This window comes from Methylovorus glucosotrophus (assembly GCF_009858335.1).
In the GTDB taxonomy this organism is placed as follows: Bacteria; Pseudomonadota; Gammaproteobacteria; order Burkholderiales; family Methylophilaceae; genus Methylovorus; species Methylovorus glucosotrophus.
Genome location: NZ_VMSE01000001.1, coordinates 2,041,175 through 2,067,639, shown reverse-complemented (window position 1 = coordinate 2,067,639; position 26,465 = coordinate 2,041,175). Strand labels below are relative to the sequence as shown.

General features: G+C 57.1%; 26 protein-coding genes. 17 read left to right on the top strand and 9 right to left on the bottom strand.

All coding sequences use genetic code 11. From position 1 onward, the window contains the following. Positions 1 to 52 precede the first annotated feature (52 nt). Genes FNL37_RS09730 through FNL37_RS09715 form a run of 4 tightly spaced genes read left to right on the top strand, consistent with a single transcriptional unit; the run spans position 53 to position 4,265 of the window. Positions 53 to 1,912 carry a ribonuclease catalytic domain-containing protein gene (locus FNL37_RS09730; protein WP_159355987.1) on the top strand — a complete coding sequence of 620 codons (1,860 nt, stop codon included), beginning with the start codon at positions 53 to 55 and terminating at the stop codon, positions 1,910 to 1,912. Further along, complete coding sequence (locus FNL37_RS09725) at positions 1,905 to 2,738, top strand: polyamine aminopropyltransferase (RefSeq protein WP_015829692.1); 834 nt, start codon at positions 1,905 to 1,907, stop codon at positions 2,736 to 2,738. Before FNL37_RS09730 ends, FNL37_RS09725 begins: the two co-directional genes overlap by 8 nt. Further along, positions 2,735 to 3,898, top strand: a complete 1,164-nt coding sequence (locus tag FNL37_RS09720; protein WP_015829693.1) for a THUMP domain-containing class I SAM-dependent RNA methyltransferase — start codon at positions 2,735 to 2,737, stop codon at positions 3,896 to 3,898. The genes FNL37_RS09725 and FNL37_RS09720 overlap by 4 nt, the downstream gene beginning before the upstream one ends. Next, entirely contained in the window at positions 3,891 to 4,265 is a 375-nt protein-coding gene (locus FNL37_RS09715) for a nucleotide pyrophosphohydrolase (RefSeq protein WP_159355986.1), read from the top strand. Before FNL37_RS09720 ends, FNL37_RS09715 begins: the two co-directional genes overlap by 8 nt. 49 nt (positions 4,266 to 4,314) lie before the next feature. Here the strand turns inward: FNL37_RS09715 and FNL37_RS09710 are convergent, their stop codons facing one another. Continuing rightward, positions 4,315 to 4,737, bottom strand: coding sequence for a hypothetical protein (locus tag FNL37_RS09710; RefSeq protein WP_159355985.1), 423 nt, complete (start codon positions 4,735 to 4,737; stop codon positions 4,315 to 4,317). 88 nt (positions 4,738 to 4,825) lie between these two features. On the opposite strand from FNL37_RS09710, the gene purL reads away from it, so the two are divergent. The 7 genes from purL (at position 4,826) to FNL37_RS09675 (ending at position 13,780) form a co-directional block, all read left to right on the top strand. After that, positions 4,826 to 8,722: a phosphoribosylformylglycinamidine synthase gene (gene purL / locus FNL37_RS09705; protein ID WP_159355984.1), complete on the top strand. Its 3,897-nt coding sequence runs from the start codon at positions 4,826 to 4,828 to the stop codon at positions 8,720 to 8,722. Between the two features lie 55 nt (positions 8,723 to 8,777). Next, entirely contained in the window at positions 8,778 to 9,260 is a 483-nt protein-coding gene (locus FNL37_RS09700) for an ankyrin repeat domain-containing protein (RefSeq protein ID WP_013441727.1), read from the top strand. A gap of 138 nt (positions 9,261 to 9,398) precedes the next feature. Beyond that, entirely contained in the window at positions 9,399 to 9,767 is a 369-nt protein-coding gene (locus tag FNL37_RS09695) for a c-type cytochrome (protein ID WP_015829697.1), read from the top strand. Continuing rightward, positions 9,760 to 11,022 (top strand): NAD(P)/FAD-dependent oxidoreductase, encoded by a 1,263-nt coding sequence (locus FNL37_RS09690; RefSeq protein ID WP_159355983.1) that lies wholly within the window; start codon positions 9,760 to 9,762, stop codon positions 11,020 to 11,022. The genes FNL37_RS09695 and FNL37_RS09690 overlap by 8 nt, the downstream gene beginning before the upstream one ends. Positions 11,023 to 11,044: 22 nt before the next feature. Beyond that, the gene (locus FNL37_RS09685) at positions 11,045 to 12,274 is read left to right on the top strand and encodes a PQQ-dependent sugar dehydrogenase (RefSeq protein WP_159355982.1); all 1,230 of its coding nucleotides are present in this window, start codon (positions 11,045 to 11,047) and stop codon (positions 12,272 to 12,274) included. Positions 12,275 to 12,298: 24 nt separating this feature from the next. Next, positions 12,299 to 12,886 (top strand): hypothetical protein, encoded by a 588-nt coding sequence (locus tag FNL37_RS09680; protein ID WP_159355981.1) that lies wholly within the window; start codon positions 12,299 to 12,301, stop codon positions 12,884 to 12,886. A gap of 21 nt (positions 12,887 to 12,907) precedes the next feature. Then, positions 12,908 to 13,780, top strand: a complete 873-nt coding sequence (locus FNL37_RS09675; RefSeq protein ID WP_159355980.1) for an SMP-30/gluconolactonase/LRE family protein — start codon at positions 12,908 to 12,910, stop codon at positions 13,778 to 13,780. A gap of 89 nt (positions 13,781 to 13,869) precedes the next feature. On the opposite strand, the gene serB is transcribed toward FNL37_RS09675, so the two are convergent. After that, complete coding sequence (gene serB, locus FNL37_RS09670; RefSeq protein WP_159355979.1) at positions 13,870 to 14,712, bottom strand: phosphoserine phosphatase SerB; 843 nt, start codon at positions 14,710 to 14,712, stop codon at positions 13,870 to 13,872. Positions 14,713 to 14,853: 141 nt separating this feature from the next. Between serB and sucC the strand changes: the two genes are divergently transcribed. From sucC to FNL37_RS09640, 6 genes are read left to right on the top strand one after another with little or no spacing between them, the layout of a single operon-like run. After that, a complete protein-coding gene (sucC, locus tag FNL37_RS09665) occupies positions 14,854 to 16,032 on the top strand; it encodes an ADP-forming succinate--CoA ligase subunit beta (RefSeq protein ID WP_159355978.1) in 1,179 nt (392 codons plus the stop codon). 2 nt (positions 16,033 to 16,034) lie between these two features. Then, entirely contained in the window at positions 16,035 to 16,922 is an 888-nt protein-coding gene (gene sucD / locus FNL37_RS09660) for a succinate--CoA ligase subunit alpha (RefSeq protein WP_013441737.1), read from the top strand. A 15-nt stretch (positions 16,923 to 16,937) separates the two neighbouring features. Then, the gene (locus FNL37_RS09655; RefSeq protein WP_159355977.1) at positions 16,938 to 17,915 is read left to right on the top strand and encodes an ankyrin repeat domain-containing protein; all 978 of its coding nucleotides are present in this window, start codon (positions 16,938 to 16,940) and stop codon (positions 17,913 to 17,915) included. A 10-nt stretch (positions 17,916 to 17,925) separates the two neighbouring features. Further along, positions 17,926 to 19,548, top strand: a complete 1,623-nt coding sequence (locus FNL37_RS09650) for an NAD+ synthase (RefSeq protein ID WP_159356194.1) — start codon at positions 17,926 to 17,928, stop codon at positions 19,546 to 19,548. A 32-nt stretch (positions 19,549 to 19,580) separates the two neighbouring features. Next, the gene (locus tag FNL37_RS09645) at positions 19,581 to 19,919 is read left to right on the top strand and encodes a P-II family nitrogen regulator (protein WP_013441740.1); all 339 of its coding nucleotides are present in this window, start codon (positions 19,581 to 19,583) and stop codon (positions 19,917 to 19,919) included. 29 nt (positions 19,920 to 19,948) lie between these two features. Continuing rightward, positions 19,949 to 20,290, top strand: a complete 342-nt coding sequence (locus FNL37_RS09640) for a DMT family protein (RefSeq protein ID WP_013441741.1) — start codon at positions 19,949 to 19,951, stop codon at positions 20,288 to 20,290. A 122-nt stretch (positions 20,291 to 20,412) separates the two neighbouring features. On the opposite strand, the gene feoB is transcribed toward FNL37_RS09640, so the two are convergent. From feoB to FNL37_RS09605, 7 genes are all read right to left on the bottom strand, one after another. After that, a complete protein-coding gene (gene feoB / locus FNL37_RS09635) occupies positions 20,413 to 22,197 on the bottom strand; it encodes a ferrous iron transport protein B (protein WP_159355976.1) in 1,785 nt (594 codons plus the stop codon). Then, on the bottom strand, positions 22,194 to 22,421 hold the full coding sequence (locus FNL37_RS09630) for a FeoA family protein (RefSeq protein WP_015829706.1): 228 nt from the start codon (positions 22,419 to 22,421) through the stop codon (positions 22,194 to 22,196). Before FNL37_RS09630 ends, feoB begins: the two co-directional genes overlap by 4 nt. A 47-nt stretch (positions 22,422 to 22,468) precedes the next feature. After that, positions 22,469 to 24,304, bottom strand: coding sequence for a M61 family metallopeptidase (locus tag FNL37_RS09625; RefSeq protein WP_244948258.1), 1,836 nt, complete (start codon positions 24,302 to 24,304; stop codon positions 22,469 to 22,471). A gap of 147 nt (positions 24,305 to 24,451) precedes the next feature. Beyond that, positions 24,452 to 25,255: a peptidylprolyl isomerase gene (locus tag FNL37_RS09620; RefSeq protein ID WP_159355975.1), complete on the bottom strand. Its 804-nt coding sequence runs from the start codon at positions 25,253 to 25,255 to the stop codon at positions 24,452 to 24,454. Between the two features lie 35 nt (positions 25,256 to 25,290). Beyond that, the gene (locus tag FNL37_RS09615; protein ID WP_159355974.1) at positions 25,291 to 25,557 is read right to left on the bottom strand and encodes a BolA family protein; all 267 of its coding nucleotides are present in this window, start codon (positions 25,555 to 25,557) and stop codon (positions 25,291 to 25,293) included. Further along, positions 25,557 to 25,859 carry a YciI family protein gene (locus FNL37_RS09610; RefSeq protein WP_159355973.1) on the bottom strand — a complete coding sequence of 101 codons (303 nt, stop codon included), beginning with the start codon at positions 25,857 to 25,859 and terminating at the stop codon, positions 25,557 to 25,559. Before FNL37_RS09610 ends, FNL37_RS09615 begins: the two co-directional genes overlap by 1 nt. Then, positions 25,859 to 26,392 carry a septation protein A gene (locus FNL37_RS09605; protein WP_013441748.1) on the bottom strand — a complete coding sequence of 178 codons (534 nt, stop codon included), beginning with the start codon at positions 26,390 to 26,392 and terminating at the stop codon, positions 25,859 to 25,861. Before FNL37_RS09605 ends, FNL37_RS09610 begins: the two co-directional genes overlap by 1 nt. Between the last annotated feature and the right edge of the window lie 73 nt (positions 26,393 to 26,465).

Sequence of the window (26,465 nt, the reverse complement as noted above, 5' to 3'; positions counted from 1 at the left end):
GCCGGAAACGTCAACCACATGCCCACAAGGGCGGAAAAAGAATCAAACACGCATGAATGTATTTTACGAAGAGGATGGAGGCTTCAAGGTTGCCGCCATCATGACCGAGAATCCGGGTTCCTTGCAGGTTGAGGCCCTGACCGGCAAACGTTCCAAGATCAAGTCTGCCAATGTGCTCATGAAGTTTGAGCAATCCCTGTCCGGTTTCATGGAAGCCGCCAATGCCGAGGCTGAGCAGCTGGATATCCCGTTTTTGTGGGAATGCTGTGGCGAGGACGAATTTGCCTTTGATGCGCTGGCGCAGGATTACTACGGACAAAAACCCACGCCGGTGCAATCGGCTGCGGTGGCGATTCGTCTGCACAGCGCGCCGGTGTATTTTTATCGCAAGGGCAAAGGGCACTACAAGGCCGCGCCTGCCGATACCCTGAATGCCGCGCTGGCCGCGATTGAAAAGAAGCGCCTGCAAGCCGAAAAAATTGCCACCTTTGCCGAACAACTGAAGGCCGGTGAGCTGCCCGAAGAGTTCCGCAGCAAGCTGGACATGCTGTTTTACGATCCCGACAAAAACTCCATGGAATGGAAAGCGCTGGAGCAGGCGGCGGCCGAAACCCATACCGGGCATGTGCAAGTGCTGGCGGCTGCGGGTGCCATCGCTTCCATACACGATTACCACCTGGGCGCTTTTCTGCGCGAATATTTCCCCAAAGGCACCGGATTTGATGCGGTGGCCGCCTTGCCGCCGGTCGACGACCTGCCGCTGGCCGAGGTCGAAGCTTTCAGTATTGATGACAGCACCACCACCGAAATCGACGATGCCCTATCGGTAACGCCGCTGGGCAATGGCCTAACACGCGTCGGCATTCATATTGCCGCCCCGGCGCTGGGTATTCTGCCGGACTCACCGCTGGATGCGGTCGCGCTGCACCGTTTGTCTACGGTCTATATGCCGGGCAACAAGATCACCATGCTGCCGGAAGAGGCTATTGAGCCTTTTAGCCTGAATGCAGGCCATGAGCGGCCTGCGCTGTCGCTGTATCTGGATGTGGCGGCCGATTTCAGCATTGTGCATCGCGAGAGTCGTGTGGAGCGCGTGCGTATTGTGGAAAACCTGCGCCATGATGCGCTGGAGCCTTACTTCAACGAGGCCACGCTGGCAGAAGATAGCGGGCATCCCTATTGGGCGCGCCTGCTGTTCCTGTTCAATCTGGCCGAAGCGCTGGAAAAAGCCCGTGGCAAGTACGACCCGACGCGGCCGCCACAGCTCGATTACAACTTTTATGTCACCGACGGCAAGGTGCAGATCGTGGCGCGCCGTCGCGGTTCGCCCATGGACAAGCTGGTGGCCGAGCTGATGATAGAAGCCAACAGCCAATGGGGTCTGCTCTTGAAAGAGCATGCCATTCCCGGCATTTACCGTGCGCAGAATGGCGGCAAGGTTTACATGACCACGCAGGCGGAGCCGCATCAGGGCCTGGGCGTCGGGCAATATGCCTGGAGCACTTCGCCACTGCGTCGCGCGGTGGACCTGATCAACCAGCGCCAGGTGATCTCGGTATTGCGCGCTGAGCTGCCGGTGTATCCGCCGAACAGCGATCTGCTGGCCTCGGCCATGCGCAATTTTGACCAGACTTACAATGCTTACAATGAATTCCAGACGCGCATGGAGCGCTACTGGTGCCTGCAATATCTGGTGCAGGAAAACATCCAGGAAATCGGCGCCACGGTGTGGCGCGAGAATCTGGTGCGGCTGGATAACCTGCCCTATATCACCAAGGTGCACAGCCTGCCGGAGCTGGCACCGGGTACTCGCGTCAAGCTGGAAATTCGTCAGGTGGATACGCTCATGATGGAACTGGACACCAGGTTCAAAGGCGTGGAGACACCCGTGGCGGAGGTGGACCATGTTTAGGATGGGACGCAACATCGCACGCAGCATACACCGGGCCATTACGCATGAAGACAGCGTGGATGTGAGCGAGATCGACGGCGTGCGCTCGCTGCATCTGGGCTCGGATACCGTGCAAAGCTCCATGCGGGTCAAGGCGCCCTATGATCTCGAGCTGAAATACACGCGCGGCATGATGGTGTTTCTGCTGTTCAACAAGCAGGTGCGCAATCTGGTTATGATCGGCCTTGGTGGCGGTTCGGTGCCCAAGTACATTTACCAGTACCTGCCGCAGATTGCCTGCAAGGTGATCGAGATCAACCCCCGCATTATCCAGGTGGCACGCAGTCACTTTTTTGTGCCGCATGATGAATACCTGCCTTCGGGCGAGGCGCGTTTTGAAGTCGTGCAGGCCGATGGCGCCGTGTATGTCGCCGAAAATGCCGACAGCATGCAGGTGCTGGTGATCGACGCCTTTGACAGCCGTGGCATCCCGCAGGACCTCTGCACCCAGTCTTTCTTTGATGACTGCTTTGAAGCGCTGACGCTGGATGGCATGCTGGTGGTCAATCTGTGGGGCTCGGACCGCAACTTTGATGTCTACCTGCAACGCATCGAGCAAAGTTTTCATCAGCGCGTGCTGGTCATGCCGACCGGCCGCCCTGGCAATATCATCGTATTTGCCTTCAAGCGTGCGCCGCAGGATCTGCGCTGGAGCTCGCTGCGCGAACGTGCGCGTGCGCTGGAAGCCGAATACAAGATCGAATTCATGGATTTCATTGAGCGCTTGCGCGACCATAATCCGAATACCCCTAATCGCTTGCTGCTGGAAAGAGAGTCCGCGGAATGAAATCCCATCAATTTTTTGCCACCTGCCCACGCGGGCTGGAAGCGCTGCTGGCCGAAGAGCTGCAGCAACAGGGCGCGCGCGCCGTGCAGGTGACCGATGGCGGTGCCTCGTTTGGCGGCGACATGGCGGTATGCTACCGCGTCAATCTGCACAGTCGCCTGGCGACGCGCGTGCTGCTGGAAGTGGTGCGCGGCAACTATGCCAGCGAAGATGATCTTTATCAGGCCGCGCTCAAGTTCAACTGGCCGGAGTGGTTTGATGTGGGCCGCAATTTCATGGTCAAGGTGACTGGCGTCAAATGCCCGCTGAAGAGTCTGGAATTCGCCACCCTGCGCATCAAGGATGCCGTGTGCGACCGTTTCCGCCAGGCCGTGGGCAGCCGTCCCTATATCGATACCAAAGAGCCGGATGTCCGCATCCACGCCTATCTCGCTGCCGAGCATTTTCAGTTTTACCTGGATACTTCCGGCCATGCGCTATACCAGCGCGGTTTGCGCCGTGCCAGCATAGAAGCGCCGTTGCGTGAAAACCTCGCCGCGGGCATCCTCAAGCTGTCCGGCTGGCAGCCGGGCACCTCGCTGCTGGACCCGATGTGCGGTAGCGGTACCTTTTTGCTCGAAGCTGCCATGATGGCCTTGCACATTGCGCCCGGCAGCCGCCGCCATTTCGGCTTTGAGAAGCTGAAGAATTTTGATGCGGACAAATGGAAGAGCCTGCGTCAGCAAGCGCAGAGCCAGGCCAAGCCTGCGACCTTCCAGAAAATCTACGGCAGTGATCAGGATTTGCGCGCCGTGCGCGTCAGCAAGCAAAACCTGCAGGAGGCTGGGTTACTGGAAGCCGTGCAGCTGAGCCATGCCGATATGGTGGAAGTGCCGCCGCCCGCCGAAGCTGGTGTGCTGGTCGCCAACCCGCCTTATGGCGTGCGTATTGGCGAAGATGAAGAGCTGGCCGCGCTTTACCCCAAGATGGGCGAAGCGCTCAAGCGCAAGTTTGCCGGCTGGAATGCCTATTTTCTGACCAATGATCTGCGCATGCCCAAGCTGATGCGACTGGCGCCTTCCAAGCGCACGCCTTTGTTCAACGGCCCGCTGGAATGCCGGTTGTTTGAGATCCGCATGGTGGCGGGCAGCAATCGCAAGGAGAAGCCTGCCGATGAGTGACAGCCTGGATGAACTGCGTGCCCGGGTAAATGCCTTTGTCGCCGAGCGCGACTGGGCGCAGTTTCATACGCCCAAAAATCTGGCGATGGCGATGATCGTGGAAGCGGCGGAAGTGGTGGAGCATTTTCAATGGGACACCCCGGCAGAAAGCGCCACCATGGATGCTGCCCGCAAGACGGAGATTGGTCATGAGTTGGCCGATACCTTTGTCTACCTGCTGCGGATTGCCGAAGTCTGCGGCATTGACCTGATTGCCGCCGCCAATGCCAAGATAGACCTTAACGCGAAGAAATATCCGGCTGACCTGGCGCGTGGCAGCAATGCCAAATACACCGCTTATCAAGTGCCGCCTGAGACGAAAGACTAGCGCTCAAACGCCTTGCCATACTCGCGCCATCCCTGGCGAGCCTGCTTGATCAATAGACCGGTTTGCCCTTGCAGGGCAGGGCAGCCGAGGTAATGCGGCCTATCCAGGCCGTATTGCCCATATCGCCCTCAGGCAAAAACAATTCCCCTAGCGTTTTCTGGCCTTTAACGTCCGACATGCTGAGCACAAACAGCACGCGCTGATCGGCACGCAGGCGTATATCCCAGCCATGCGCGGTCTGATCCACCGTGCTGGTGCGGTTGGGGTAGGATTCGGCCAGCCTTTGCAGCACGCAATAACTCGCGTTTTCACTGCTATCGGCAAACTGGTAGCGCGCCTTCAGCAGCATGGCGCTCGATTGCGGAGCGTTGCTGGCACAGCTGCTTAGTAACAATGCGATCAGCATACTGGCAAATGTCAGCATGCCGGGGTTGCGGCCTTGATGCATGGCGATTCCTCGCAGGGTGGTCATGATGCGCCGGATTTTAGCAGGCAACAGGCGAGGAATAGGCGGCGGTTTCTGGTAAAATTACATTTTTGCCAACGTCCTGAATTTATTCATGTCCAGCCTCCAAATGATCAGCCTTCGCGGCAGCGCAGCACTCTCCGATTTTCGTCTCGATAAAATTCTCACTGCGCTCAAGGCAACCGCCCCGCGTATCAGCCATCTCTATGCCGAGTTCTGGCATTTTGCCTGGTCCGAAACCACGCTGACCACCGCCCAGCAGGACACCCTGAAGAAGATTCTGACCTATGGCCCCAAGCTGCACGAAGAGCAGCCGCAAGGCGAGTTGCTGCTGGTGGTGCCACGCCCCGGCACGATTTCGCCCTGGGCATCCCGCGCGACCGATATTGCCCGCCACTGTGGGCTGGAAGCCATGCAGCGCCTGGAGCGCGGTGTGGCTTACTATGCGGCCACGGCCGATGGCACGCCCCTGACCGAGGCTGAAAAGCAGGCGCTGAAAGCGCTGATTCATGACCGCATGACCGAAGCCGTCTTCCCGACGCTGGAAGATGCTGCGCGTCTTTATCACATTGCCGAACCAGCTCCGCTGGCCACGGTGGACATTCTCGCTGGTGGCAAGCCCGCACTGGAAGCCGCCAATAGCGAGATGGGCCTGGCACTGTCGCCGGACGAAGTGGATTACCTGCTGGAAAACTTCACCCGCATCGGCCGCAACCCGACCGATGTGGAGCTGATGATGTTTGCCCAAGCCAACTCCGAGCATTGCCGGCACAAGATTTTCAATGCCGACTGGGTGATAGATGGCGTAAAGCAGGACAAATCGCTGTTTGCCATGATCCGCAATACGCATCAGCTGAACCCCGGCAATACCGTGGTGGCGTACTCCGACAATGCCTCGATTGTGCAGGGCGAAACCACCCGCCGCTTTTACCCGCAGGCCGATGGCGAGTATGGCTACATCGAGGAAGACATGCACTTCCTGATGAAAGTGGAAACGCATAACCACCCGACGGCGATTTCGCCATTTGCCGGTGCTGCTACCGGTGCTGGCGGTGAAATCCGCGACGAAGGTGCGACCGGTTCCGGCTCCAAGCCCAAGGCTGGTTTGACCGGGTTTTCCGTGTCCAACCTCAATATTCCCGGCTTCAAGCAGCCGTGGGAAACCGATAACGGCAAGCCATCGCGCATTGCTTCGGCCTTGCAGATCATGATTGACGGCCCACTGGGTGGCGCCGCGTATAACAACGAATTTGGCCGCCCCAATATCGCGGGTTATTTCCGTACGCTGGAACTGGAAGCCGCCGGTGAGCTGCGCGGCTATCACAAGCCCATCATGCTGGCGGGTGGTGTGGGCAATATCTCGGCCAAGCATTCGAAAAAGAATCCGATTCCGCCGGGCGCCTGTCTGATTCAGCTGGGCGGTCCCGCCATGCTGATTGGCCTGGGCGGCGGCGCGGCATCCAGTATGGATACCGGTGCCAATACCGAAAACCTGGACTTTGACTCGGTGCAACGTGGCAACCCCGAGCTTGAGCGCCGCGCGCAGGAAGTTATCGACCGCTGCTGGCAGCTGGGGGATGACAATCCTATTCTGAGTATTCACGACGTTGGCGCTGGTGGTATCTCCAATGCCTTCCCCGAGCTGGTGAACGATGCCGGTGTGGGCGCGCTGTTTGAGCTGCGCAATGTGCATAACGAAGAGCCCGGCATGTCGCCGCGTGAGCTGTGGAGCAATGAAGCGCAGGAACGCTATGTCATGGCTGTGGCGGTGGAAGATCTGGCACGCTTTGCCGAGATTTGCGAACGTGAGCGCTGCCCGTTTGCCGTGATTGGTCATGCTACCGAGCAACGCCACCTGACCGTGGCCGACAGCCATTTTGACAACAAGCCGGTGGACATGGATTTGTCCGTGCTGCTGGGCAAGCCACCCAAGATGACGCGCACCGTGACGCATCTGGAGCGCGATCTCAAGCCTTTCGATGCCAAGGTGTCGCTGAAAGAAGCCGCCGAGCGCGTATTGCGCCTGCCTGGCGTGGCTGACAAGACCTTCCTGATCACCATTGGTGACCGCACGGTGACCGGCCTGATCGCCCGCGACCAGATGGTGGGCCCATGGCAGGTGCCAGTGGCCGATGTGGCGGTGACGCTGGCCGGCTATGAAACCTACCGCGGCGAAGCCTTTGCCATCGGCGAAAAAGCGCCACTGGCACTGATTGATGCCCCGGCTTCCGGCCGCATGGCGATTGCCGAATCCATTACCAATATTGCTGCCAGCCGCATTGAGCAGTTGTCTGACCTCAAGCTTTCTGCCAACTGGATGGCGCCTGCCGGTCACCCCGGTGAGGATGCTGCACTGTTTGATACCGTGCGTGCCGTGGGCATGGAGCTGTGTCCGCAACTCGGCATCAGCATCCCGGTCGGCAAGGATTCCATGAGCATGAAGACCGTGTGGGAAGAGGGCGGCGACAAGAAAGCCGTGACCGCCCCGATTTCGCTGGTAGTCACTGCCTTTGCCCCCACGCCCGATGCACGCCAGACCCTGACGCCACAACTGCGTACGGATCTGGGCGACAGCAAGCTGATACTGATTGATCTGGGTAATGGCCGCAACCGCATGGGCGGTTCTGCCTTGGCCCAGGTATATGGTGCCACCGATAACGTGGCGCCCGATCTGGATAAACCGGAACAGCTCAAAGCCTTCTTCGAGCAGATTCAGGCGCTGAATGCCGCTGGCAAGCTGCTGGCATACCACGACCGTTCGGATGGCGGCCTGTTTGTCACCCTGGTGGAGATGGCGTTTGCCGGTCGTTGTGGCATTGATATTGATCTTTCGGCCTTGTCTGGCGATGCCGTCAGCGTGCTTTACAACGAGGAGCTGGGTGCCGTGATTCAGGTGCTCGCTACCGAAGCATCCACCATTGCCGAGCAGCTCAACCAGGCTTTGCAAGGCTGTGCGCATGTGCTCGGCGCGCCGGTGACCAACAATCACGGCATCATCATCCGCCAGCATGGCGAAGTGGTATTTGCCGAGCTGCGTACCGATCTGCATCGCATGTGGTCCGAGACCACCTACCAGATGCAAAAGCTGCGCGACAACCCGGTATGTGCCCAGCAGGAATACGACCGTATTCTGGATGTGCAAGACCCCGGCCTGCATCAGTACCTGACCTTTGATATCGCCAACAAGATCGAAGCGCCTTATGTGGCAACCGGTGTGCGTCCCCGCATGGCGGTGCTGCGCGAGCAGGGCGTCAATGGCCAGGTGGAAATGGCAGCGGCGTTTGATCGTGCAGGCTTCCAGTCGGTGGATGTGCACATGAGCGACATCATCAGCGGTCGCGTCAGCCTCAAGGACTTTGCCGGTGTGGTGGCCTGCGGTGGTTTCTCCTATGGCGATGTGCTGGGGGCGGGCGAAGGCTGGGCCAAGTCCATCCTGTTCAATAGCCGCGCCAACGATGAGTTTTCAGCTTTCTTCCAGCGCGAGGATTCTTTTGCGCTGGGTATTTGCAATGGTTGCCAGATGATGAGCAACCTGCGCGACCTGATTCCCGGTGCCAGCCACTGGCCGCATTTCGTGCGCAACCGCTCCGAGCAGTTCGAGGCGCGGGTGGCCATGGTGGAAGTCCTGGATTCGCCTTCGCTGTTTTTCAGTGGCATGGCGGGTAGCCGCATGCCGATAGCTGTCGCGCATGGTGAAGGTTTTGCGGAATTTTCTGATGAAAGTGCGGTCAACAGCGTACTTGCCGACAAACTGGTCAGTATACGGTTCGTTGACAATACGGGGAGTGCGACGGAAACCTATCCATTCAACCCCAATGGTTCGCCACAGGGCATTACCGGACTCACTACGCGCGATGGGCGTTTTAGCATTATGATGCCGCATCCGGAGCGTGTATTCCGTACCGTGCAGCACTCGTGGCATCCTGATGGCTGGGGTGAAGATGGGCCGTGGATGCGTATGTTCCGTAATGCACGCAAGTTCATCGGTTGATGTGTGAACGTGGATGTTAATTAAAATACGATAATAAGATTAGAGAGAGAACAGCATGAAAACAATCAAGGCAATCCTGTTGGCAGCAGCACTCTGTATTCCATTTTCGGCCTTTGCGCTGACAGGCGATGAGCAGGTCGAGTACACCGATGCACTGGGTACCGGCAAGCTCAAGGTGGTAAAGAAATACTTCAGCGAACACAAAGTGGACGTTAACGACAAATACTTCGCCTGGTCGGCTTTGCAGATTGCCGCCAACAAAGGCCAGTTGGCCGTGGTGAAGTATCTGGTTGAGCAAGGCGCTGATGTGAATTACCAGCACCCCATGACCAAAATGACGCCGCTGCATCTGGCGGCTTATGATGGCTATACCGATGTCGTCAAGTACCTGATTTCCAAGGGCGCTGACGTCAATATCAAGATGCGTGGTGGTGTTTCCATCGTGCGTGCCGTCAGGGACACAGGCAACACCAAGATGGTAGAAGTGCTGGAAGCTGCAGGCGCCAAGGACGATGGTTGCGAAGGCCAATGTAACTAGGCTTGTTATCAAGCCCATGCAGTTAAAGCTGGTGTTTAACCCGCTATAATCCGAAGAGCGAAGCCTGTCATCGAACACAGGCTTCGCTCTTTTGCATTTCCCGGCCGCTTGGCCCAATCCTGCAACGATTGGTAGCCCATGAAACTGATAGCCTCATACTGGATTCCCGCCTTGGGGATCCTCACATGTATTTCTGGTAGCGCTTATGCGCAACCCCCGCAATATTCCCCCCATATTCAGGTGCTGGCTGCCTCCTGCGCGGCTTGCCACGGCACCGATGGCAATAGTGTCGGTGGAACGCCCGTGCTGGCCGGTCTCGATAGCCTGCATTTCATCCGCCAGATGAAAGCATTTCGTTCTGGTGAGCGTCCGGCGACCGTGATGCAACGCCACGCCAAAGGACTGACCGAAGACGAGATCGTAGGCCTGGCCGCATTTTTTTCCACGCAGCCGCGGGTGACTGGCAAGCTTCCTCCGTCCATGAAGCTGGAGCCCTCCCATGATTGATAGACGCAATTTCCTCAAGCTCGGCTCGGCGGCGGCACTGCTGACCGGGTGCTCGCCTTTATTGCGTGCGGCCGGGAGACCCAAGCCCCGAGTCGTGGTGGTCGGCGGTGGCTATGCAGGTGCGGCTGCAGCAAAGTATCTCAAGCTGTGGGGCGGTAATGCCGTCGATGTCGTGGTGGTGGAGCCCAGCTCGCAGTTTGTCTCCTGCCCCTTGAGCAATCTGGTACTGGGTGGCAGCAAAACCATCGACGACCTCACCTTCAGCTATGCCGCGCTGAAGAAAAACCATGATCTGCAATGGGTGCGTGACTCGGTGGTGGCGATTGATCCTGAACATAAAAAGTTGATCCTGGGCCGCAGTGATTTTGGCTACGACAAGCTGATCCTCGCTCCCGGCGTCGACTTTATTTACGATGCGCTGCCGGGGCTGGAAAGCGACGCTGCCCGCAAGCAGGTGCCCCATGCCTGGAAAGCCGGGGAGCAGACGGTCAATTTGCGCCGCCAGCTGGAGAGCATGCCGGACGATGGCGTGTTTGTGATGAGCATCCCCAAAGCGCCGTACCGGTGTCCGCCCGGGCCTTACGAGCGGGTGTGTCAGGTGGCGTTTTACTTCAAGCAGCACAAGCCCAAGGCACGCATTATCGTGCTGGATGCCAATCCGGAAATCGTCTCCAAGAAAGCCTTGTTTACCAAAGCCTGGGCTGATCTTTACCCCGGCATGATTGAATACCGCCCCAATAGCGTGGTGGTTGAGGTGGATGTGGCGGGCCATACCCTGATGACGGAATTCGACAGCATCAAGGGCGATGTGCTGAATGTGATTCCACCGCAACGAGCCGGTATCCCTGCGCAACTGGCGCAGGCCAACAATATCGACAAGCGCTGGTGCGAGGTCGATTTTCTGACATATGAATCTATGGTGGTTCCGCATGTCCATATCATAGGCGATGCAGTATCGGCGGCCCTGCCCAAGTCGGCGCACATGGCGACATCGCAAGCCCGGGTTTGTGCCAATGCCGTGCTGGCCGCACTGACCGAGCAGCCGATTGATACATCGCCGGTGTTTGCCAACACCTGCTACAGCTATGTCAGTGACCATATGGCGATGCACGTCGCCAATGTGTATCGCTACAACCAGGCGAAAAAAATCATGCTGTCAGCCGAAGGCGGCGGCGTCTCAGACGCACCCTCCGAACTTGAGGCCGACTATGCCCGCTACTGGGCGCAGAATATCTGGTCGGATGTGCTGACATAACAACCTTTACAGGAGCAAGTGAATGCCCAAGCCGAGTATTCGACGTCCGTTCGGCGGATTCTGCATGATGCTGGCGGTGATCATGACCGTCGCATCTGCCAGCAGCCATGCCGATCAGGCCGTTGAGGCGCCCATCCCGGCAGATGTGGCGAGTGCCGTGCGCTTGCCTGCTGGCTTCAGCCTGAATGTGTTTGCCCGTGTGAATCCGGGCGAAGGGTATTTCAGCGGCCCGCGCATGATGGCATTCGGCCCGGATGGCAATCTCTATCTCACTACCGGTATGGGTGGCCAGGTGCTGATGCTGCCTGACCGCGACAAGGACGGCAAAGCCGATGAAACCGTGGTGGTGGCAGACAAGCTGAATGCGCCCAACGGCATTGTTTTTGTGGATAAACAGCTGCTGGTGGCAAATCAGGATGGCGTAGTCAGGCTGGAGCAGCAGGGCGGCAAATGGCCCGCTAGCAAAGCCCAACCCATCATCAGTGGACTGGCGACAGGTGGGCATACGCTCAAGACCATCAGGCAGGGGCCGGATGGTTATCTCTATCTCAATGTTGGCTCCAGCTGCAATGTTTGCGTGGAGCAAGACCCTAGCCGTGCGGCTATTCTGCGCTATACCGTGGATGGCAAGCCTGCCGGGGCATTGATGACGCTGGGACGCCATGCCCAGTCAGCCGTGTGGGCGAGCGGGCTGCGCAATTCACAGGGCTTTGCCTGGAATCCGCAAACGCAGGTCATGTTTGCTACCAACAATGGTGCAGATATGCGCTCGGAAACCCGTGGCGGGCGCGTGAATGATGATATTCCGCCTGAACATCTGAACCAGATTGAGTCTGGAAAGAACTATGGCTGGCCGCATTGCTGGGGCCAGCGCGTGCCGGATCCTAACTTTGAGGGCCCCAGCGGATTCTGTGATGCCATGCAGCCGCCTGCCATCACCTTTGACGCGCACTCCACGCCACTGGGCATTACGTTCCTGAATCAAAGCGGGTTCCCCAGGGATTACCAGCAGGATGCCATCGTGGCACTGCATGGCTCGTGGAACCGGGTAAATCCCTCGGGATACAAACTGGTACGTGTTAAATTCAAGCACAATCAACCCGTTGAAGTCACGGATTTTGCCACTGGCTGGCTGCAAGGAAACGCGGCCTGGGGACGCCCGGTGGATACACTGATTGGCCCGGATGGTGCCTTGTATGTGTCAGATGACCGCTCCGGCCTGGTGTATCGCATACGCTATCAGGGCAAGTAATCGTTTTTAATGAAGGAAAGTACCATGAAACACAAACTGCATTTACTCTCCTGGCTGGTTGCCGGGCTCTTACCGGTGCAAGCCATGGCGCTGGCGGATGAAGCGGCCACCAAGCCAGCCGATATGCTGATTTACATCAATCCGCAGGAATACCAGCACCCGATCAAGCTCTGGCAGTTTTACAACGACTACTGGTTTGCCCAGGGCCCGGCAGTAGAGCCGGTTGCCAAAGAGGTGATGGGGGCCGAGTTTGGCAAGGTCGGCATGTGCGAGAGCAATCTGGTCGGCAATACGCTGGTCAAGCTCCAGCCCAAGATGTTCTACAACCCGCACATGAAGATTTTCTACGGCACCATTATCGTCAGCGCTTATAGTGGTAGCGGCAAGCCGATAGGCACCTATGTCGGCGAGTCGCAGAAAACCGGCTATCTGGATGTTGTGCCTGCCTATCAGGTGGAGCAATCCTACAAGCTCGCCATGCAACAAGTGGTAACCAAGATGAAAGCCGACCCCGCCTTCAGCGATGCCGTGAAAAATGGCATTCCCTCCAACGAAACCGCTACCCCGTGTTCCATGGTGAGCGTGCTGCCTTCCATAACAAGCCCTAAATAACCAACCCAGGAGATATACGCCATGACCCGAATTCCCCGTCTCACCCCGCTTGCGCTCGCGTTGTCCGTGCTGTTCGCGCCGCTGGCGCATGCCCACGAAGGCAAAACCATAGGCGGCTTCAAAACGCCAGAATCCGTGCTGCAAACCAAGGATGGCCGCGTATTTGTCTCTGAAATCGGCGAATTCGGCAAGGATGGCGATGGTCAGATCAGCGTCATCTCACCCGATGGCAAGGTCAGCGTATTCGCGACCGGCATGGATGACCCCAAAGGCCTGGCGATTATCGGGCAGGATATTTATGTCACCGACAAGGCGCGCGTGCTCAAGGTCAAACCCGACGGCAAGTGGGAAGTGTTTGCCGATGCCAAGGCATTCCCGGTGACGCCGCAGTTCCTGAATGACATTGAGCCCGATCCCAAAGGCAATCTCTACGTCAGCGACAGTGGCGATATCAACACCGGCAGCGGTGGCGCCATTTATCGCCTGGACAAGGCCGGCAAGGTCACGCTGGTGATCGACGGCAAACAGGATCCCAAGGTACTCAGCCCCAATGGCCTGGTGGTGGATGATACCGGCGATGTTCTGCTCGATGTCGACTTTGCCTCCGGCATCCTCTACAGCTACAACATGAAATCCAAAAAGCTCACCAAGCTCGCGGAAGGTTTTGGCGGTGGTGATGGCCTGGTGCATGCCAGCTCCGGCGTTATCTACGTCAGCGACTGGAAAAACGGCAAGGTATTTGAACTGGGTCACGACGATGAAGTGAAACTGCTGAAGGATGGATTCAAGGCTTCTGCCGACATTGCCCTCAGCAAAGATGAAAAATACCTCATCGTGCCTGACATGAAAGCAGGCGAAGTAGTGTGGCTGCCTTTGCATCCCAAGAAACACTAAGCTCGCGACCAGCGCAATCAAGTGGCGCTGGTATAAAAAAACCGCCTGTCCAAAGGCGGTTTTTTTTCGTTTATGACGCAGACGGATGGTTAACTGAACAACCCGACCAGGCCTTCCAAACCAACATGATTCAGCGCATAAGAGGCCTGCTGCTGCACGATAGGTTTGGCATGATACGCGACACCCGCAGTGGCGACGGACATCATCTTGAGGTCGTTGGCACCGTCACCAATGGCGACTACCTGATCCGCGCTCAGTCCTAGTTTGTCGCGGGTGGCGATCAGAAAATCGGCCTTGGCCTGGGCGTCGACGATATGGCCGAGCACCTTGCCCGTGAGTTTGCCGTTCACGATTTCCAGGGAGTTGGCCTGGGCATAGTCCAGGCCCAGCATGGCTTTTACCTTGTCTGCAAAGAAATCAAAACCCCCAGATACCAGCATGGTGCGTATGCCGTTTTCGCGGCAGGCGTCTATCCAGGTCTGGGCGCCGGGGTTGAGTTGCAGTCGCTCGTCGATGACGCGTTGCAGGGCGGAGTCTTCCAGGCCTTCCAGCAGGGCCACGCGGCGGCGCAGGCTTTCGGCGAATTCGATTTCACCACGCATGGCGCTTTCGGTAATGGCGGCGACTTGTGGTTTGAGGCCGTACATATCGGCGATCTCGTCTATGCATTCAATGCTGATGAGGGTGGAGTCCATGTCCATCACCGCCAGGCCGAAGCGCTTGAGGGTGTGCTTGTCATCAACATAGGCGCAGTCAATCTGTTGCTCGCGACAGAAGGCGATGACGTTTTGCTGCGCTTCGGTTTGTCGTGGCAGGCTGTAGGCATGCTCGGCCAGTTGCGTGAATTGCAGCCCTTGCTGGGCACCGCTGAGCTGGTGCAAGTGGGCGAGGTGCGAGAAGCTAATGGCAGAGCCTTGAACAACGAGACGCATGGCAGGGATCGAAGTCTGTGAGTAAGGCTGGCATTATACATTGCGCGGGCTCTGCATGCGGCTTCCGGGCCGCTATCTGCACTGGCGCAATAGGCCGAATTGCGCGAAAATGCGGTATTGCATCCACACTAAGCCCCTTCTATGAATTTGCACGAGTATCAGGCCAAAAGCCTATTGCAGCGCTACGGTTTGCCCATTCCCCAGAGTCAGGTCGCAGAGAATCCCCAATCCGCCGTTGAGGCCGCCAAGAGCATTGGTGGCGATGCCTGGGTGGTGAAGGCGCAGATTCACGCGGGTGGCCGCGGCAAGGCCGGTGGCGTCAAGGTGGTGAAGTCGTATCAGGATGTGGAAGCGGTGGCCGCCAGCTTGCTCGGCAAGCCACTGGTCACGTATCAGAATGCGCCGGATGGTCAGCCTGTATTGCAGGTGCTGGTGGAGCAGACCTTGCCGATTGCGCGTGAGCTGTATCTCTCCCTGCTGGTGGATCGCAGCCTGGAGCGCGTGGTGATGGTAGCCTCGGCGGCGGGCGGCATGGATATTGAAGACATCGCCGCCACTCAGCCGGAAAAAATTCTGCAAGAAGTGTGCGACCCCTTGAATGGTCTGGTGGATTTTCAGGCCCGCAACCTGGCGTTTGGCTTAGGGTTGGCCGGTGAGCAGATTGCCGCCTTTGTGCGCCTCGCCAAGGGCTTGTACAAGCTTTTCAAGGAAAACGACCTCGCCTTGCTGGAGATCAATCCGCTGGTGGTGACCAGCGAAGGTGCGCTGGTGGCACTGGATTGCAAGATGAGCGTGGACGACAACGCGCTTTACCGGCAGAAGGCCCTGGCCGAGCAGCGCGACTGGAGCCAGGACGATGCCAAGGAAGCCGAAGCGCACAACGCCGGACTCAATTACATTGCACTCAACGGCAACATCGGCTGTATGGTCAACGGCGCCGGGCTTGCCATGGCCACCATGGACCTGATCAAGCTGCATGGTGGCGCGCCTGCCAACTTTCTGGATGTGGGCGGTGGCGCAACGGCCGCCACTGTGGCGCGCGCGTTCAAGATCATTCTGGCTGATAGCAACGTCAAGGCCATCCTGGTGAATATCTTCGGCGGCATTATGCGTTGCGACATCATTGCCGAAGGCATCATTACCGCGGTGAAAGAAGTCGGCATACAGATTCCGGTTGTCGTCCGTCTCGAAGGTACAAACGTTGAGCTTGGCAGAAAGATGCTGAGCGAAAGCGGTCTCTCGATTATCTCGGCAGCCGGCTTGACCGATGCCGCCCAACAGGCGGTGCGTGCCGTCAATAATGCAGCAGTGAAAGCGTAATCATGGCAATTCTGGTTGATCAACATACCAAGGTCCTGTGCCAGGGGTTTACCGGCAAGCAGGGTACTTTTCATTCCGAGCAGGCGTTGGCCTATGGCACCCGCATGGTAGGCGGTGTGACTCCCGGCAAGGGCGGTCAGCAGCATCTGGATTTACCCGTATTCAATACCATGCGCGATGCCGTGCGTGAAACTGGTGCCAATGCGTCGGTGATCTACGTGCCGCCACCTTTTGCTGCTGACTCCATCCTCGAGGCCTGTGATGCGGGTGTTCCGCTGATCGTCTGTATTACCGAGGGCATCCCCGTGCTGGACATGCTCAATGTCAAGGCCGCGCTGAAGGCCAATGGAGCCCGTCTGATCGGCCCCAACTGCCCAGGCGTCATTACGCCCGATGCCTGTAAAATCGGCATCATGCCGGGCAGCATCCACCTGCGTGGCAAGGTGGGTATTGTTTCCCGCTCCGGCACCCTCACGTATGAAGCGGTACACCAGACCACTGCCTTGGGCCTGGGCCAGTCCACCTGTGTCGGCATAGGCGGCGACCCGATCCGCGGCATGAATTTTATTGATTGCCTGGCATTGTTTGAACAAGACCCCGAAACCGAAGCCATCATCATGGTGGGCGAGATCGGCGGGGCGGACGAAGAGGCGGCTGCCGAGTACATCAAGCAGCATGTGACCAAGCCAGTGGCAGGCTATATTGCCGGCCAGACGGCGCCCAAGGGCAAGCGCATGGGCCATGCCGGTGCGATTATCTCCGGTGGTAGCGGCAAGGCAGAAGACAAGATACGGGCACTGGAGCAGGCGGGTGTTATTGTCGCCAGCTCACCAGCCGGACTCGGCGAAGCAGTACAAGCGGCCATCAAGGCCGCGACCCCAGCGAATTGATCACAAAGGAATCACATGCGGCGCTATCCTGACAAGGTTGCAATAAAACTCCTGCTGGCCCTGGCAGCTCCCATGCTGGCATTGCCATTAGCCTTGCCCGTCGCGCAGGCCGCCGAGCAGATTCCCTATTTGCTGACGGTATCTTCCAAAGGCGATATCGCCACGGTCAAAGCCATTCTGGACAGCGGCGCCAGCCCCAACACCAAGGATGCCGATGGCGTGACCGCGCTGATGTATGCGGCGCGCAAGGACAAGGCTGATGTGGTCAAGCTGCTGCTGCAGAAGGGCGCCAACGTCAATGCCAAGGATAACGGCGGCTGGACAGCGCTGATGATGGCGGCCAAAAAGAACTTTGTGGCCACGGCAAAAGTGCTGCTGGAAAACGGCGCCGACCCCAAGATTCGCGATGAATCCGGCTGGAGTGCATTGGGCATGGCCGCCACCTCTGGCTACAGCGAGATGGTGGATCTGCTGGTGAAGAATGGCGTAGACGCCAGCGCCAAGAGTGACGATGGCAAGAGCGTGCTGATGTATGCCGCCAAGAATGGCGACTTGCCCACGATCAATACCCTGATTGATAACGGGGCGGACATGCGTGCCCGGGATCGTTTCGGCGCCACGGCCCTGATGTGGGCAGCCCGCGAAGGCAATGCCGCTGCGGTGAAGCTGCTGCTGGAGCGTGGTGCCAAGGTCAATGAGCAGGATAGCTCCAAATGGACTGCGCTCACCTGGGCGGTCAAGAAGTCGAATGTCGATGCTGCTACTGTGCTGCTGGACAACGGCGCTGACGTCAATCATCGCGATTCCGAAGGCACGCCGCTATTGCAGCTGGCGGTGGACAATGGCTCGGTCTCTATGGTCAAACTGATGCTAGAGCGCGGCGCCAATGTCAAAACCAAGGATCAATACGGACTGACAGCCCTGGTATATGCCCTCAAGGGTGGCAACGCAGAAATCGTACAACTCATCAAAGATGCAGGTGGAAGCTATTAGTAAATCGCAGATGCAGGTCGCCATCGCCCAGATCAATTGCGTAGTGGGCGATCTCGCCGGGAATGCTGCCAGGATATTGAGCTATGCGCATGAAGCCAAGGCCGCCGGCGCCAGTTTGATGCTGACACCAGAGCTGGCCTTGAGCGGTTACTCGCCGCAAGACCTGTTGTTGCGTGAAGACTTTACCCATCATTGCCAGCGTGAACTGCAAGCGCTAGCCAAGGCATTGCCTGCGGATATTACCGTGGTCGTCGGCCATCCCCACCGTGAGCATGGGCGGTGTTACAACGCTGCCTCGGTATTGCAGGGCGGACGCATCGTGCTTACGTATCACAAGCATGCCCTGCCTAACCATAGCGTGTTTGATGAGGTGCGCTACTTTTCTCCCGGTAACAAGGCTGGCGTGTTTGAACATCAAGGCGTGCGCTGCGGTATCCTCATTTGCGCTGATGTCTGGGAGCCAGGCCCGGCAAAAGTCAGCAAGCAGGCCGGTGCCGAATTGCTGCTGGTGCTGAATGCCTCGCCTTTCCATCTGGAAAAACAGCAGCAACGCTACAAGGTATTGGGCAAACGGGTGGAAGAGACTGGCTTGCCGCTGGTATATGCCAATCTCGTGGGCGGCCAGGATGAGCTGGTGTTTGATGGCAACTCGGTGGTGATTGATCGTTGTGGCGCGCCTGTGCAGCAATTGCCTGCCTTCACTGAGCAGCTGGCGCTGGTCAGTATAGACCTCAGTCCGCAGAACCGCGCCAACCCGTTGCCTGCCGATATCGCGCCAGGTCTGACACGTGAAGAATCTGCCTACCAGGCATTAACTCTTTGCCTGCGCGATTATGTGCAAAAAAATGGTTTCCCCGGCGCCGTGCTGGGCTTGTCTGGCGGTATAGACTCGGCGTTGACCCTGGCGATTGCCGTCGATGCCCTGGGCGCTGACAAGGTGCATGCCGTGATGATGCCTTCGGAATTTACTGCCGACATGAGCGTGGATGATGCTCGCCAGATGGCGCAATTGCTGGGGGTAAAGTACACGGAGCTGCCGATCAAGCCGCTGTTTGACCAGTTTTGTGAAACGCTGGCCGAACCTTTCGCCGGGACCAGCTTTGATATCACCGAAGAGAATCTGCAAGCCCGCATTCGTGGCATGCTTTTAATGGCATTATCGAACAAGTTTGGTAGCATAGTGCTTACCACGGGCAACAAGAGTGAAATGGCCGTGGGGTATTCCACCCTGTATGGTGATATGGCTGGCGGTTTCGCTGTACTGAAGGATATCTCCAAGACATTGGTGTATCGTTTGGCCCGCTACCGCAACAGCCTGTCGCAGGTGATTCCCGAGCGCATCATTATTCGGCCACCGTCGGCGGAACTGCGGCACGGGCAAACCGATCAGGATAGCCTGCCGCCCTATGATGTGCTGGATGCCATCATGGAGGCGTATGTCGAGCGGGATAGCAGCCGGCAGGAAATCATTGCCATGGGATATCGCGAGCAGGATGTCGCGCGTGTGCTCAACCTGATAGACCGCAATGAATACAAACGGCGACAATCGCCGATTGGCGTGCGAGTGACAGAGCGCGGATTTGGTCTGGACCGACGGTATCCTGTGGTGTCCAGATTCGTGAGCAAAGACTGAATCAACTAAAAGAGGCTAGGGGACATAAGCAAATGAAGAAAATTGAAGCAATCATCAAACCATTCAAACTCGACGAAGTGCGTGAAGCGCTGTCTGAAATCGGTGTGAATGGCCTGACCGTGACAGAAGTAAAAGGCTTTGGCCGTCAGAAAGGCCATACCGAACTTTATCGCGGTGCTGAATACGTGGTGGACTTCCTGCCCAAGATCAAGGTTGAGCTGATTATTGCCGACAGCCTGCTGGATGCCGCGATGGAAGCTATCATCAAGGCAGCTCGCACTGGCAAGATTGGTGACGGCAAGATTTTCGTCTCGAATGTCGAACAAGTGGTGCGTATTCGTACTGGCGAAACGGACGAGGCCGCCATCTAGGCTGGCCCCAGGTGGGCTAGATCCTCTTTATGCCGGTCATTGCCAAGACAGTGCTGTTGCTGACCATGTCAAACGTCTTCATGACGTTTGCATGGTACGCCCACCTTAAAAGCCTCAATGACAAACCCTGGTATGTCGCTGCATTTCTCAGCTGGCTGGTCGCGTTTGTCGAATACATGTTTCAGGTGCCTGCCAACCGCGCAGGCTTTACCGTGCTCTCCCTGGGCCAACTCAAGGTGCTGCAGGAAGTCATCACGCTGATGGTTTTTGTGCCGTTTGCCGTGTTTTACATGCATCAGCCACTCAAACTGGATTATCTGTGGGCGGGTTTGTGCCTGCTGGGCGCGGTATATTTCATGTTTCGGAGTTAAGTCAGGTAAGTCAGTTAAGTGCCCGGCGTTCGTCATGAACGGACATTCAATAAAACAAAAGGCCCTACGCCATGGCGTAGGGCCTTTTGTCATTCTGCTGCCAGGCGTGTGTTGTCCGCTGGCTAATACCCTAGTGCACGCGCCGTCTGGTAAAACACAAAGCTCACTACCCACGCCAGGCCCAGCGACCATAACAGCGAGAGCATCATGAAGCCTATGCTTTTGGACTCGTTTTTGAGCGTGGCAATGGTGGAGAGGCAGGGGGTGTAGATCAGCGTGAACAGCATGAAGCTCATGCCTTGCACCCAGTCCAGCTTGGTTGCCATGACTTGCATCAGGGCATCGCCCTGCAGGCCATAGATGACGGCGAGCGCGCCCACGACGATTTCCTTTGCCACAAAGCCAAAAATCAGCGCTATCGCCAGCTGGCCGTCGATGCCAACCGGGTTGAGCACGGGCGCCAGCCAGGTGCCTATCATGCCGGCAATGGTGCCTGTACTGGCGGCAGGAACGTCGCTAGGGAAGTTGGTTAGCGCCCAGACCAGCAGCACCCCGATGATGATGAACTTGCTGGCTCGAGTGAGGAAGTGGCGCACCTCTTGCCAGCCGCGCAGCCATATCTGGCGTGGCGTGGGGAAACGATAAGGCGGCAGCTCCAGAATAAACGGCTCGGTGCTGCTATAGCGGCCTTTATAAATCACCGCCGTCAGGAAAATGGTGGCAAAGCTCACCATGTAGAGCGAAAACAGCACCAGCGGTGCCTGCTTGGGTGTGAACAGCGTGGCCGTCATGAACAGGAAAACCTGCAGGCGGGCCGAGCAAAGCGAAAGCGGGATGACCAGCATGGTGAGCAGGCGCATATTGCGCGAACGCATGACCCGGGTTCCCATCAGGGCCGGCACATTACAGCCAAAGCCCATCAGCATCATGACAAAACCACGGCCATCCAGGCCCATCTTGGCCATCAGCGCATCCACCAGAAAAGCGGCGCGCGACAGATAGCCGCTGTCTTCCACCATGGTCATTACCAGGAAAAACAGCACGATGATCGGAATGAATGCCGCGACCGTGCCTATGCCGTTGTAGATGCCATCCAGCATCAGGCCGCTGAACCAGCCAGGCGCATTCTTCAGCAATGGCTCCAGTACATCGGCACGGAACAGATCAAGCGCCCAGGCAATGCCTTCCTGCAAGGGCGTGCCCAAGGTAAAAATGAACTGGAACAGCAGATACATGGCAGCAAAAAACAGCGGCAGGCCTAGCCATGGGTGCAGCAACACGCGGTCTATGCGTGAGGTCACCACATCATCCAGCTGGGCAGGATAATGCACGGTGCTTTTGACGATGGCTTCCATCTGGTTTTCGATGGTATCGTCGTTTTTCAGTTGTTCGCGAATCTCCGCCGGGCTGGGGTGCTGCTCAGCCAGATGGCGGGCGGCTTCCTTCAGGGCTTCCGGGCAGCCATTGCCATGCTTGGCGCTGATCTGCATGACAGGCATCTGCAATTGCTGCTGCATGCCGGGCAGGTTGAAGGTGATGCCGGATTTTTTTGCCTCGTCGCTCATGTTCAGCAGCAGAATACAGGGCAGGCCCAGCGCTTTTACCTGCAAGGCGAGGGAAAGCTGACGGTCTATCTGCGAGCCATTGAGCACGATGACGGCAAGGTCAACATCATTGTTTTCAAGAAAATGCCTGACCACGGATTCATCGTCTGAAAACCCATGCAGGTCATAAATGCCTGGCAGGTCGATGATTTCGACGATGTGGCCGCCCAGCAGCAGCTTGGCGGCCATCAGGTCTACCGTGATGCCCGGCCAGTTGCCGACACGCGCCGAAGCGCCGCTGACACGATTGAAAAAAGTGGATTTGCCCGTGTTGGGCATGCCGAGCAGGGCGATACGTTTCATTGTTGGCTAATCTGTATGCGGCGCGCTTCTGTGATGCGCAGGATGATATCGGTGGTGCCGATGCGAACATGCAAGGGGCCGTTAAAACTGGCACGGCGGATGACTTCGATTTTCTTGCCAATGCGGAAACCCAGCGCGGCAAGCCGTTGGAACAGGGATTCATCAGCATCTATACCGCAGATCACCGCATGGGTGCCAGGCTGCAGTTGTGAAAGGTCGGACATTGGTTTGTTCAACAAATGATAATTATTCTTATTATTTCACAATTTGCTCAAGCTGGCATGCCGGATTTGTGTTTGCCATCTCGCTGCTTGGCTGAATTCTTCACTGTCGCCAGCCAGAAGGCTCGCAGTGGGTGCTCCTCCGCCAGCATGTGCAAGCTGCATTCCGCCACGGTCTGGCTGCGTTTGGTGATACGGCATTTCCTGAGCTGGTCTCTGCGGAAGAAATGCAGTGTGAGGCTGGCGCCTTCAGCCAGTCGCGCTACCTGTTCCTGTAACTGTTTGGCGCTGGCTTTGATGCCATCGGCGGCAATAATCACATCCTGTGCGGCCAGGCCGGCCTCTTCGGCCGAGCTGTTGCGATAGACATGCGCGATGCGCGTGTCCTGCTCGTTGGCCAGCTGCAAGCCCCAGGCGCTGCGCAGGCTGTTGCTGGCAGTAGGCTTGGCTTCATCCTGATAATCAATGCCAACGTTGGCAAACAGCTTGCGGAAGGCGGGGTCCTCGGTACCACGTACCAGCTTGTCCAGGAGCTTGCGCAGGTCGTGCCCGGTGTGTTTCAGGATAAGAGCATCTATCTGTTCTTCGGCCATGGCTGCCCCCGTTAACTGATAATCCCGCCACATGCCTTGCATCAGGATATCCAGCGAGCTGCCTTTCTTGCGCAGGGTAAGGTCAAGCGCCAGTGCCACCAGCGAGCCTTTCAGGTAATAGCTGATCTGCGCATTCGGCGTGTTCTCATCTGGCTTGTAGAGCTTGATCCATGCATCAAAGCTGGATTCATCGACACGCTGCACATGGCGGCCTGGCGTGCGCAGGTAGCGGGTGATGGTTTTGGCCAGGTCCTTAAGATATTCCTCGGGCGACATCAGGCTACTGCGTACCAGCATCAGGGTATCGTAATACGCGGTAAATCCCTCAAATACCCACAGCAAGCGGGTGTAGGCTTCCTGCCCGAGGTCGGGTTCCACAAATGCCTGGGGGCGCATGCGCTTCACATGCCAGGCATGGAAATATTCATGGCTGCACAGCCCCAGGAAATCCTGATAACGGCTGGCATCTGCCTCCGCACCTGTGGATGGCAGCCAGCTGCGCGGGCAGATCAGGCTGGTGGAGTCGCGATGTTCCAGGCCGCCATACTGGTCGTCGCCCGCGGCATACAGCATGAAGTCGTAGCGCTCAAATGGCGCGCTGCCAAAAAAGCCGATATGCGTTTCGCACAAGGTCTTGAGGTCGCGGGCTATTCTTTTAAGGTCTGCCTGATGCGCGCCTGAAACAATCAGGCGGTGCGGAATGCCAGCGGCCTTGAATGTCACGATAGCGAGCTTGCCTATCTCCACCGGGTAATCGATGAGTGCGCGATAGTCAGGCGCCTGGTACAAGCCGAATCCGGCGCGATTCACCTTGATGGCAGGAAGTGCGGTACCAACTTGCCAGCCTTTGATGTCGGGAGCATGCAGCGTCACCTGACAGGGGGCATGTTCTTGTCCTGTCACACAGAGAAACAGGCTGGAGCCATTGAAGTAGCCGCGTTCGTCGTCAAGGTAGGCCGTCCGCACCGAGAGGTCGTAGGCATATACCTGATAGCGCAAGGTCAGCGGACCTTTGCAGGGGGCACACTGCCAGCGGTGTTTGCTGACTTTTACGATCTCGACGGCCTTGCCGCTGGACATCGCCTCCATGCTGACAATATGGCGCGCAAAATCTCTTACCAGATAGCTGCCCGGTATCCAGGCTGGTAGTGAAACCTCTTGTCCCTGAGGATCGGGCTTGGCGATAGTGCATTGCACTTCAAAGAGATGAGTGGCGGGCTGACCTAAGCGAACTTGATACGAAATGGTGGACATCATCAGGATATGGGCAAGCGAATAAAAATGCGAATGCATGCCAGTGTAAAGCACTCGGCGGCATGTGCAAGTGATGCATAAAAAAGCATGGGTTCACGTGGGCGACGCATAAAAAAAGACCTGGCTAGCCAGGTCTTTTTTATCGCGCCAAGTGCTAGGCCCGAACAACTCCGGGCTTAGCCAGACTTACTTCTTGGCAGGATTTTCTACAATCTTCGCCTTGCTGCGCAAATCGGACAGCAGCTTTTCCAGCTGGCGTTGTTGCAGTTGTTTTTTCAGGGCATCCTGTACTTTTTCAAAAGGCATAGGTTGCGCGTCACGTACATCTTCCAGCTTGATGACATGCCAGCCAAACTGGGTTTGTACCGGGTCTGCAGTGTAGCTGCCTTTTTTCATCTTGGTGACGGCTTCGCTGAATGGCTTGACCATGCTGCCTGGCGCAAACCAGCCCAGATCACCACCATTTTCCTTGCCACCTGGATCCTTGGATTTTTCCTTGGCCAGCTTGGCGAAATCAGCACCCTTGCCCAGTTGAGCAATGATGTCCTTGGCTTCAGCTTCGCTGGCAACCAGAATGTGGCGTGCGTTGTATTCCTTGTCGCCGACTTCCTGCTTGTACTTCTCGTATTCAGCCTTGACCGCAGCATCGCTCACGGGGTTTTTCTTCAGGTAGTCTTCCAGATAGCTGTTGACCAGCAATTCACGGGCGGCCAGCTCTTGTTTGGCCACATACTCAGGACGTTTGTCAAAGCCGCTGCGTTGCGCTTCCTGGTAGATCAGCTCGCTGCTGATCAGGCGGTTGACGATGACGGTACGTACATTGTCATCCACATTCTGGCCGCGGGCAGCCGCATCCTTGGTGATGTAATCGAAGAGCGACTGCTTGATCGGCTTGCCGTTGACGGTGGCAACAGCCGGGTCAGCCGCCATCGCCAGGCTGGAAATGCCGATGGCAACGATGGCCAGCAAGGCTCTAAGTGTGATTTTCATGTTCATACTTCCTTGTCATTTCAATGAGGGGTTGATTAGGGATTGTTTTCATCGGGAGCGAGAGCACGAATGCTGAGCGCGTGAATTTTGCTGGGTATCAAGTCTGCGAGTGCCTGGTAAACGATCCGATGCCGGATTATGGGTGATTTGCCGCTAAATTGCGAGCTGACAACGCACACATTGAAGTGTCCACCACCGCCGTTACCGGCATGCCCCGCATGCAGGGCGCTGTCATCCTGAATGGTCAGATCAACAGGCTCCAGCACCGCCAGCCGTGTGCGGATTTCGTCTAGAAGTGACATCAGGCGGGCAGGGTCTTGCGAAAAGGTTTGACGCTGACCTCGGCATACACGCCAGCAGCCACAAAAGGATCGGCATTGGCCCAGTCTGTGGCTTCCTGCAGCGTGGCAAATTCAGCCACGATGAGGCTGCCGCTGTAGCCTGCCGGGCCGGGGTCTATGTTATCAATCGCCGGGAAGGGGCCTGCAAGCAACAGACGGCCAGCATCCTGCATGGCCTGCAATCTTGCCAGGTGTTCCGGGCGGGCCAGCAGGCGTTTTTGCAGACTGTCTGGCGTATCTTGCGCCACGATGGCATACCACATCACTCGTTGCTTTCCATGTATTTGTTGAGGACCAGGGTCTGGCCGATGATGAACAGAAACATCAGGCCCATGGTGCCGAACAGCTTGAAGTCGACCCAGATGTCGGTGGAGTAGTGAAAGGCGACGTACAGATTGAGGAAGCCCAGAAAGGTAAAGAACAAGGCCCAGGCCAGATTCAGCTTGCTCCAGACGCTATCCGCCATGGTGACCTGTTTTTCCATGAGGGCGCGCATGGCATTCTTGCCAAAGAAAAACTGCGATACCACCATGGCAATAGCGAATACCCAATAAAGTATGGTCGGCTTCCACTTGATGAAATTTTCGTCATGCAAAAACAGGGTGGCGCCGCCAAAGACAATAATGATGACGCCACTGGCGATCAGCATGTTATCGACCTTGCCATGCTTGAACTTCACCCAGGCGATTTGCAGCACTGTGGCAATCATCGCCACCGCTGTCGCGGCATATATGCCGGAAATCTTGAAGACAATGAAAAACAGAATGACCGGGAAGAGGTCAAAAAGAAACTTCATAACAAGCCTTACGCGTGAGGATGAGTTGCCGCATTTGCATGCGTGAGGTATTAGCCCTATCGGTATTTTGCTA

Excerpts from the sequence above, each read along its gene's own strand:
- FNL37_RS09730 (WP_159355987.1), top strand. The coding sequence starts at position 53 with ATGAATGTATTTTACGAAGAGGATGGAGGCTTCAAGGTTGCCGCCATC.
- FNL37_RS09725 (WP_015829692.1), top strand. The coding sequence starts at position 1,905 with ATGTTTAGGATGGGACGCAACATCGCACGCAGCATACACCGGGCCATT.
- FNL37_RS09720 (WP_015829693.1), top strand. The coding sequence starts at position 2,735 with ATGAAATCCCATCAATTTTTTGCCACCTGCCCACGCGGGCTGGAAGCG.
- FNL37_RS09715 (WP_159355986.1), top strand. The coding sequence starts at position 3,891 with ATGAGTGACAGCCTGGATGAACTGCGTGCCCGGGTAAATGCCTTTGTC.
- FNL37_RS09710 (WP_159355985.1), bottom strand. The coding sequence starts at position 4,737 with ATGACCACCCTGCGAGGAATCGCCATGCATCAAGGCCGCAACCCCGGC.
- purL (WP_159355984.1), top strand. The coding sequence starts at position 4,826 with ATGTCCAGCCTCCAAATGATCAGCCTTCGCGGCAGCGCAGCACTCTCC.
- FNL37_RS09700 (WP_013441727.1), top strand. The coding sequence starts at position 8,778 with ATGAAAACAATCAAGGCAATCCTGTTGGCAGCAGCACTCTGTATTCCA.
- FNL37_RS09695 (WP_015829697.1), top strand. The coding sequence starts at position 9,399 with ATGAAACTGATAGCCTCATACTGGATTCCCGCCTTGGGGATCCTCACA.
- FNL37_RS09690 (WP_159355983.1), top strand. The coding sequence starts at position 9,760 with ATGATTGATAGACGCAATTTCCTCAAGCTCGGCTCGGCGGCGGCACTG.
- FNL37_RS09685 (WP_159355982.1), top strand. The coding sequence starts at position 11,045 with ATGCCCAAGCCGAGTATTCGACGTCCGTTCGGCGGATTCTGCATGATG.
- FNL37_RS09680 (WP_159355981.1), top strand. The coding sequence starts at position 12,299 with ATGAAACACAAACTGCATTTACTCTCCTGGCTGGTTGCCGGGCTCTTA.
- FNL37_RS09675 (WP_159355980.1), top strand. The coding sequence starts at position 12,908 with ATGACCCGAATTCCCCGTCTCACCCCGCTTGCGCTCGCGTTGTCCGTG.
- serB (WP_159355979.1), bottom strand. The coding sequence starts at position 14,712 with ATGCGTCTCGTTGTTCAAGGCTCTGCCATTAGCTTCTCGCACCTCGCC.
- sucC (WP_159355978.1), top strand. The coding sequence starts at position 14,854 with ATGAATTTGCACGAGTATCAGGCCAAAAGCCTATTGCAGCGCTACGGT.
- sucD (WP_013441737.1), top strand. The coding sequence starts at position 16,035 with ATGGCAATTCTGGTTGATCAACATACCAAGGTCCTGTGCCAGGGGTTT.
- FNL37_RS09655 (WP_159355977.1), top strand. The coding sequence starts at position 16,938 with ATGCGGCGCTATCCTGACAAGGTTGCAATAAAACTCCTGCTGGCCCTG.
- FNL37_RS09650 (WP_159356194.1), top strand. The coding sequence starts at position 17,926 with ATGCAGGTCGCCATCGCCCAGATCAATTGCGTAGTGGGCGATCTCGCC.
- FNL37_RS09645 (WP_013441740.1), top strand. The coding sequence starts at position 19,581 with ATGAAGAAAATTGAAGCAATCATCAAACCATTCAAACTCGACGAAGTG.
- FNL37_RS09640 (WP_013441741.1), top strand. The coding sequence starts at position 19,949 with ATGCCGGTCATTGCCAAGACAGTGCTGTTGCTGACCATGTCAAACGTC.
- feoB (WP_159355976.1), bottom strand. The coding sequence starts at position 22,197 with ATGAAACGTATCGCCCTGCTCGGCATGCCCAACACGGGCAAATCCACT.
- FNL37_RS09630 (WP_015829706.1), bottom strand. The coding sequence starts at position 22,421 with ATGTCCGACCTTTCACAACTGCAGCCTGGCACCCATGCGGTGATCTGC.
- FNL37_RS09625 (WP_244948258.1), bottom strand. The coding sequence starts at position 24,304 with ATGCATTCGCATTTTTATTCGCTTGCCCATATCCTGATGATGTCCACC.
- FNL37_RS09620 (WP_159355975.1), bottom strand. The coding sequence starts at position 25,255 with ATGAAAATCACACTTAGAGCCTTGCTGGCCATCGTTGCCATCGGCATT.
- FNL37_RS09615 (WP_159355974.1), bottom strand. The coding sequence starts at position 25,557 with ATGTCACTTCTAGACGAAATCCGCACACGGCTGGCGGTGCTGGAGCCT.
- FNL37_RS09610 (WP_159355973.1), bottom strand. The coding sequence starts at position 25,859 with ATGTGGTATGCCATCGTGGCGCAAGATACGCCAGACAGTCTGCAAAAA.
- FNL37_RS09605 (WP_013441748.1), bottom strand. The coding sequence starts at position 26,392 with ATGAAGTTTCTTTTTGACCTCTTCCCGGTCATTCTGTTTTTCATTGTC.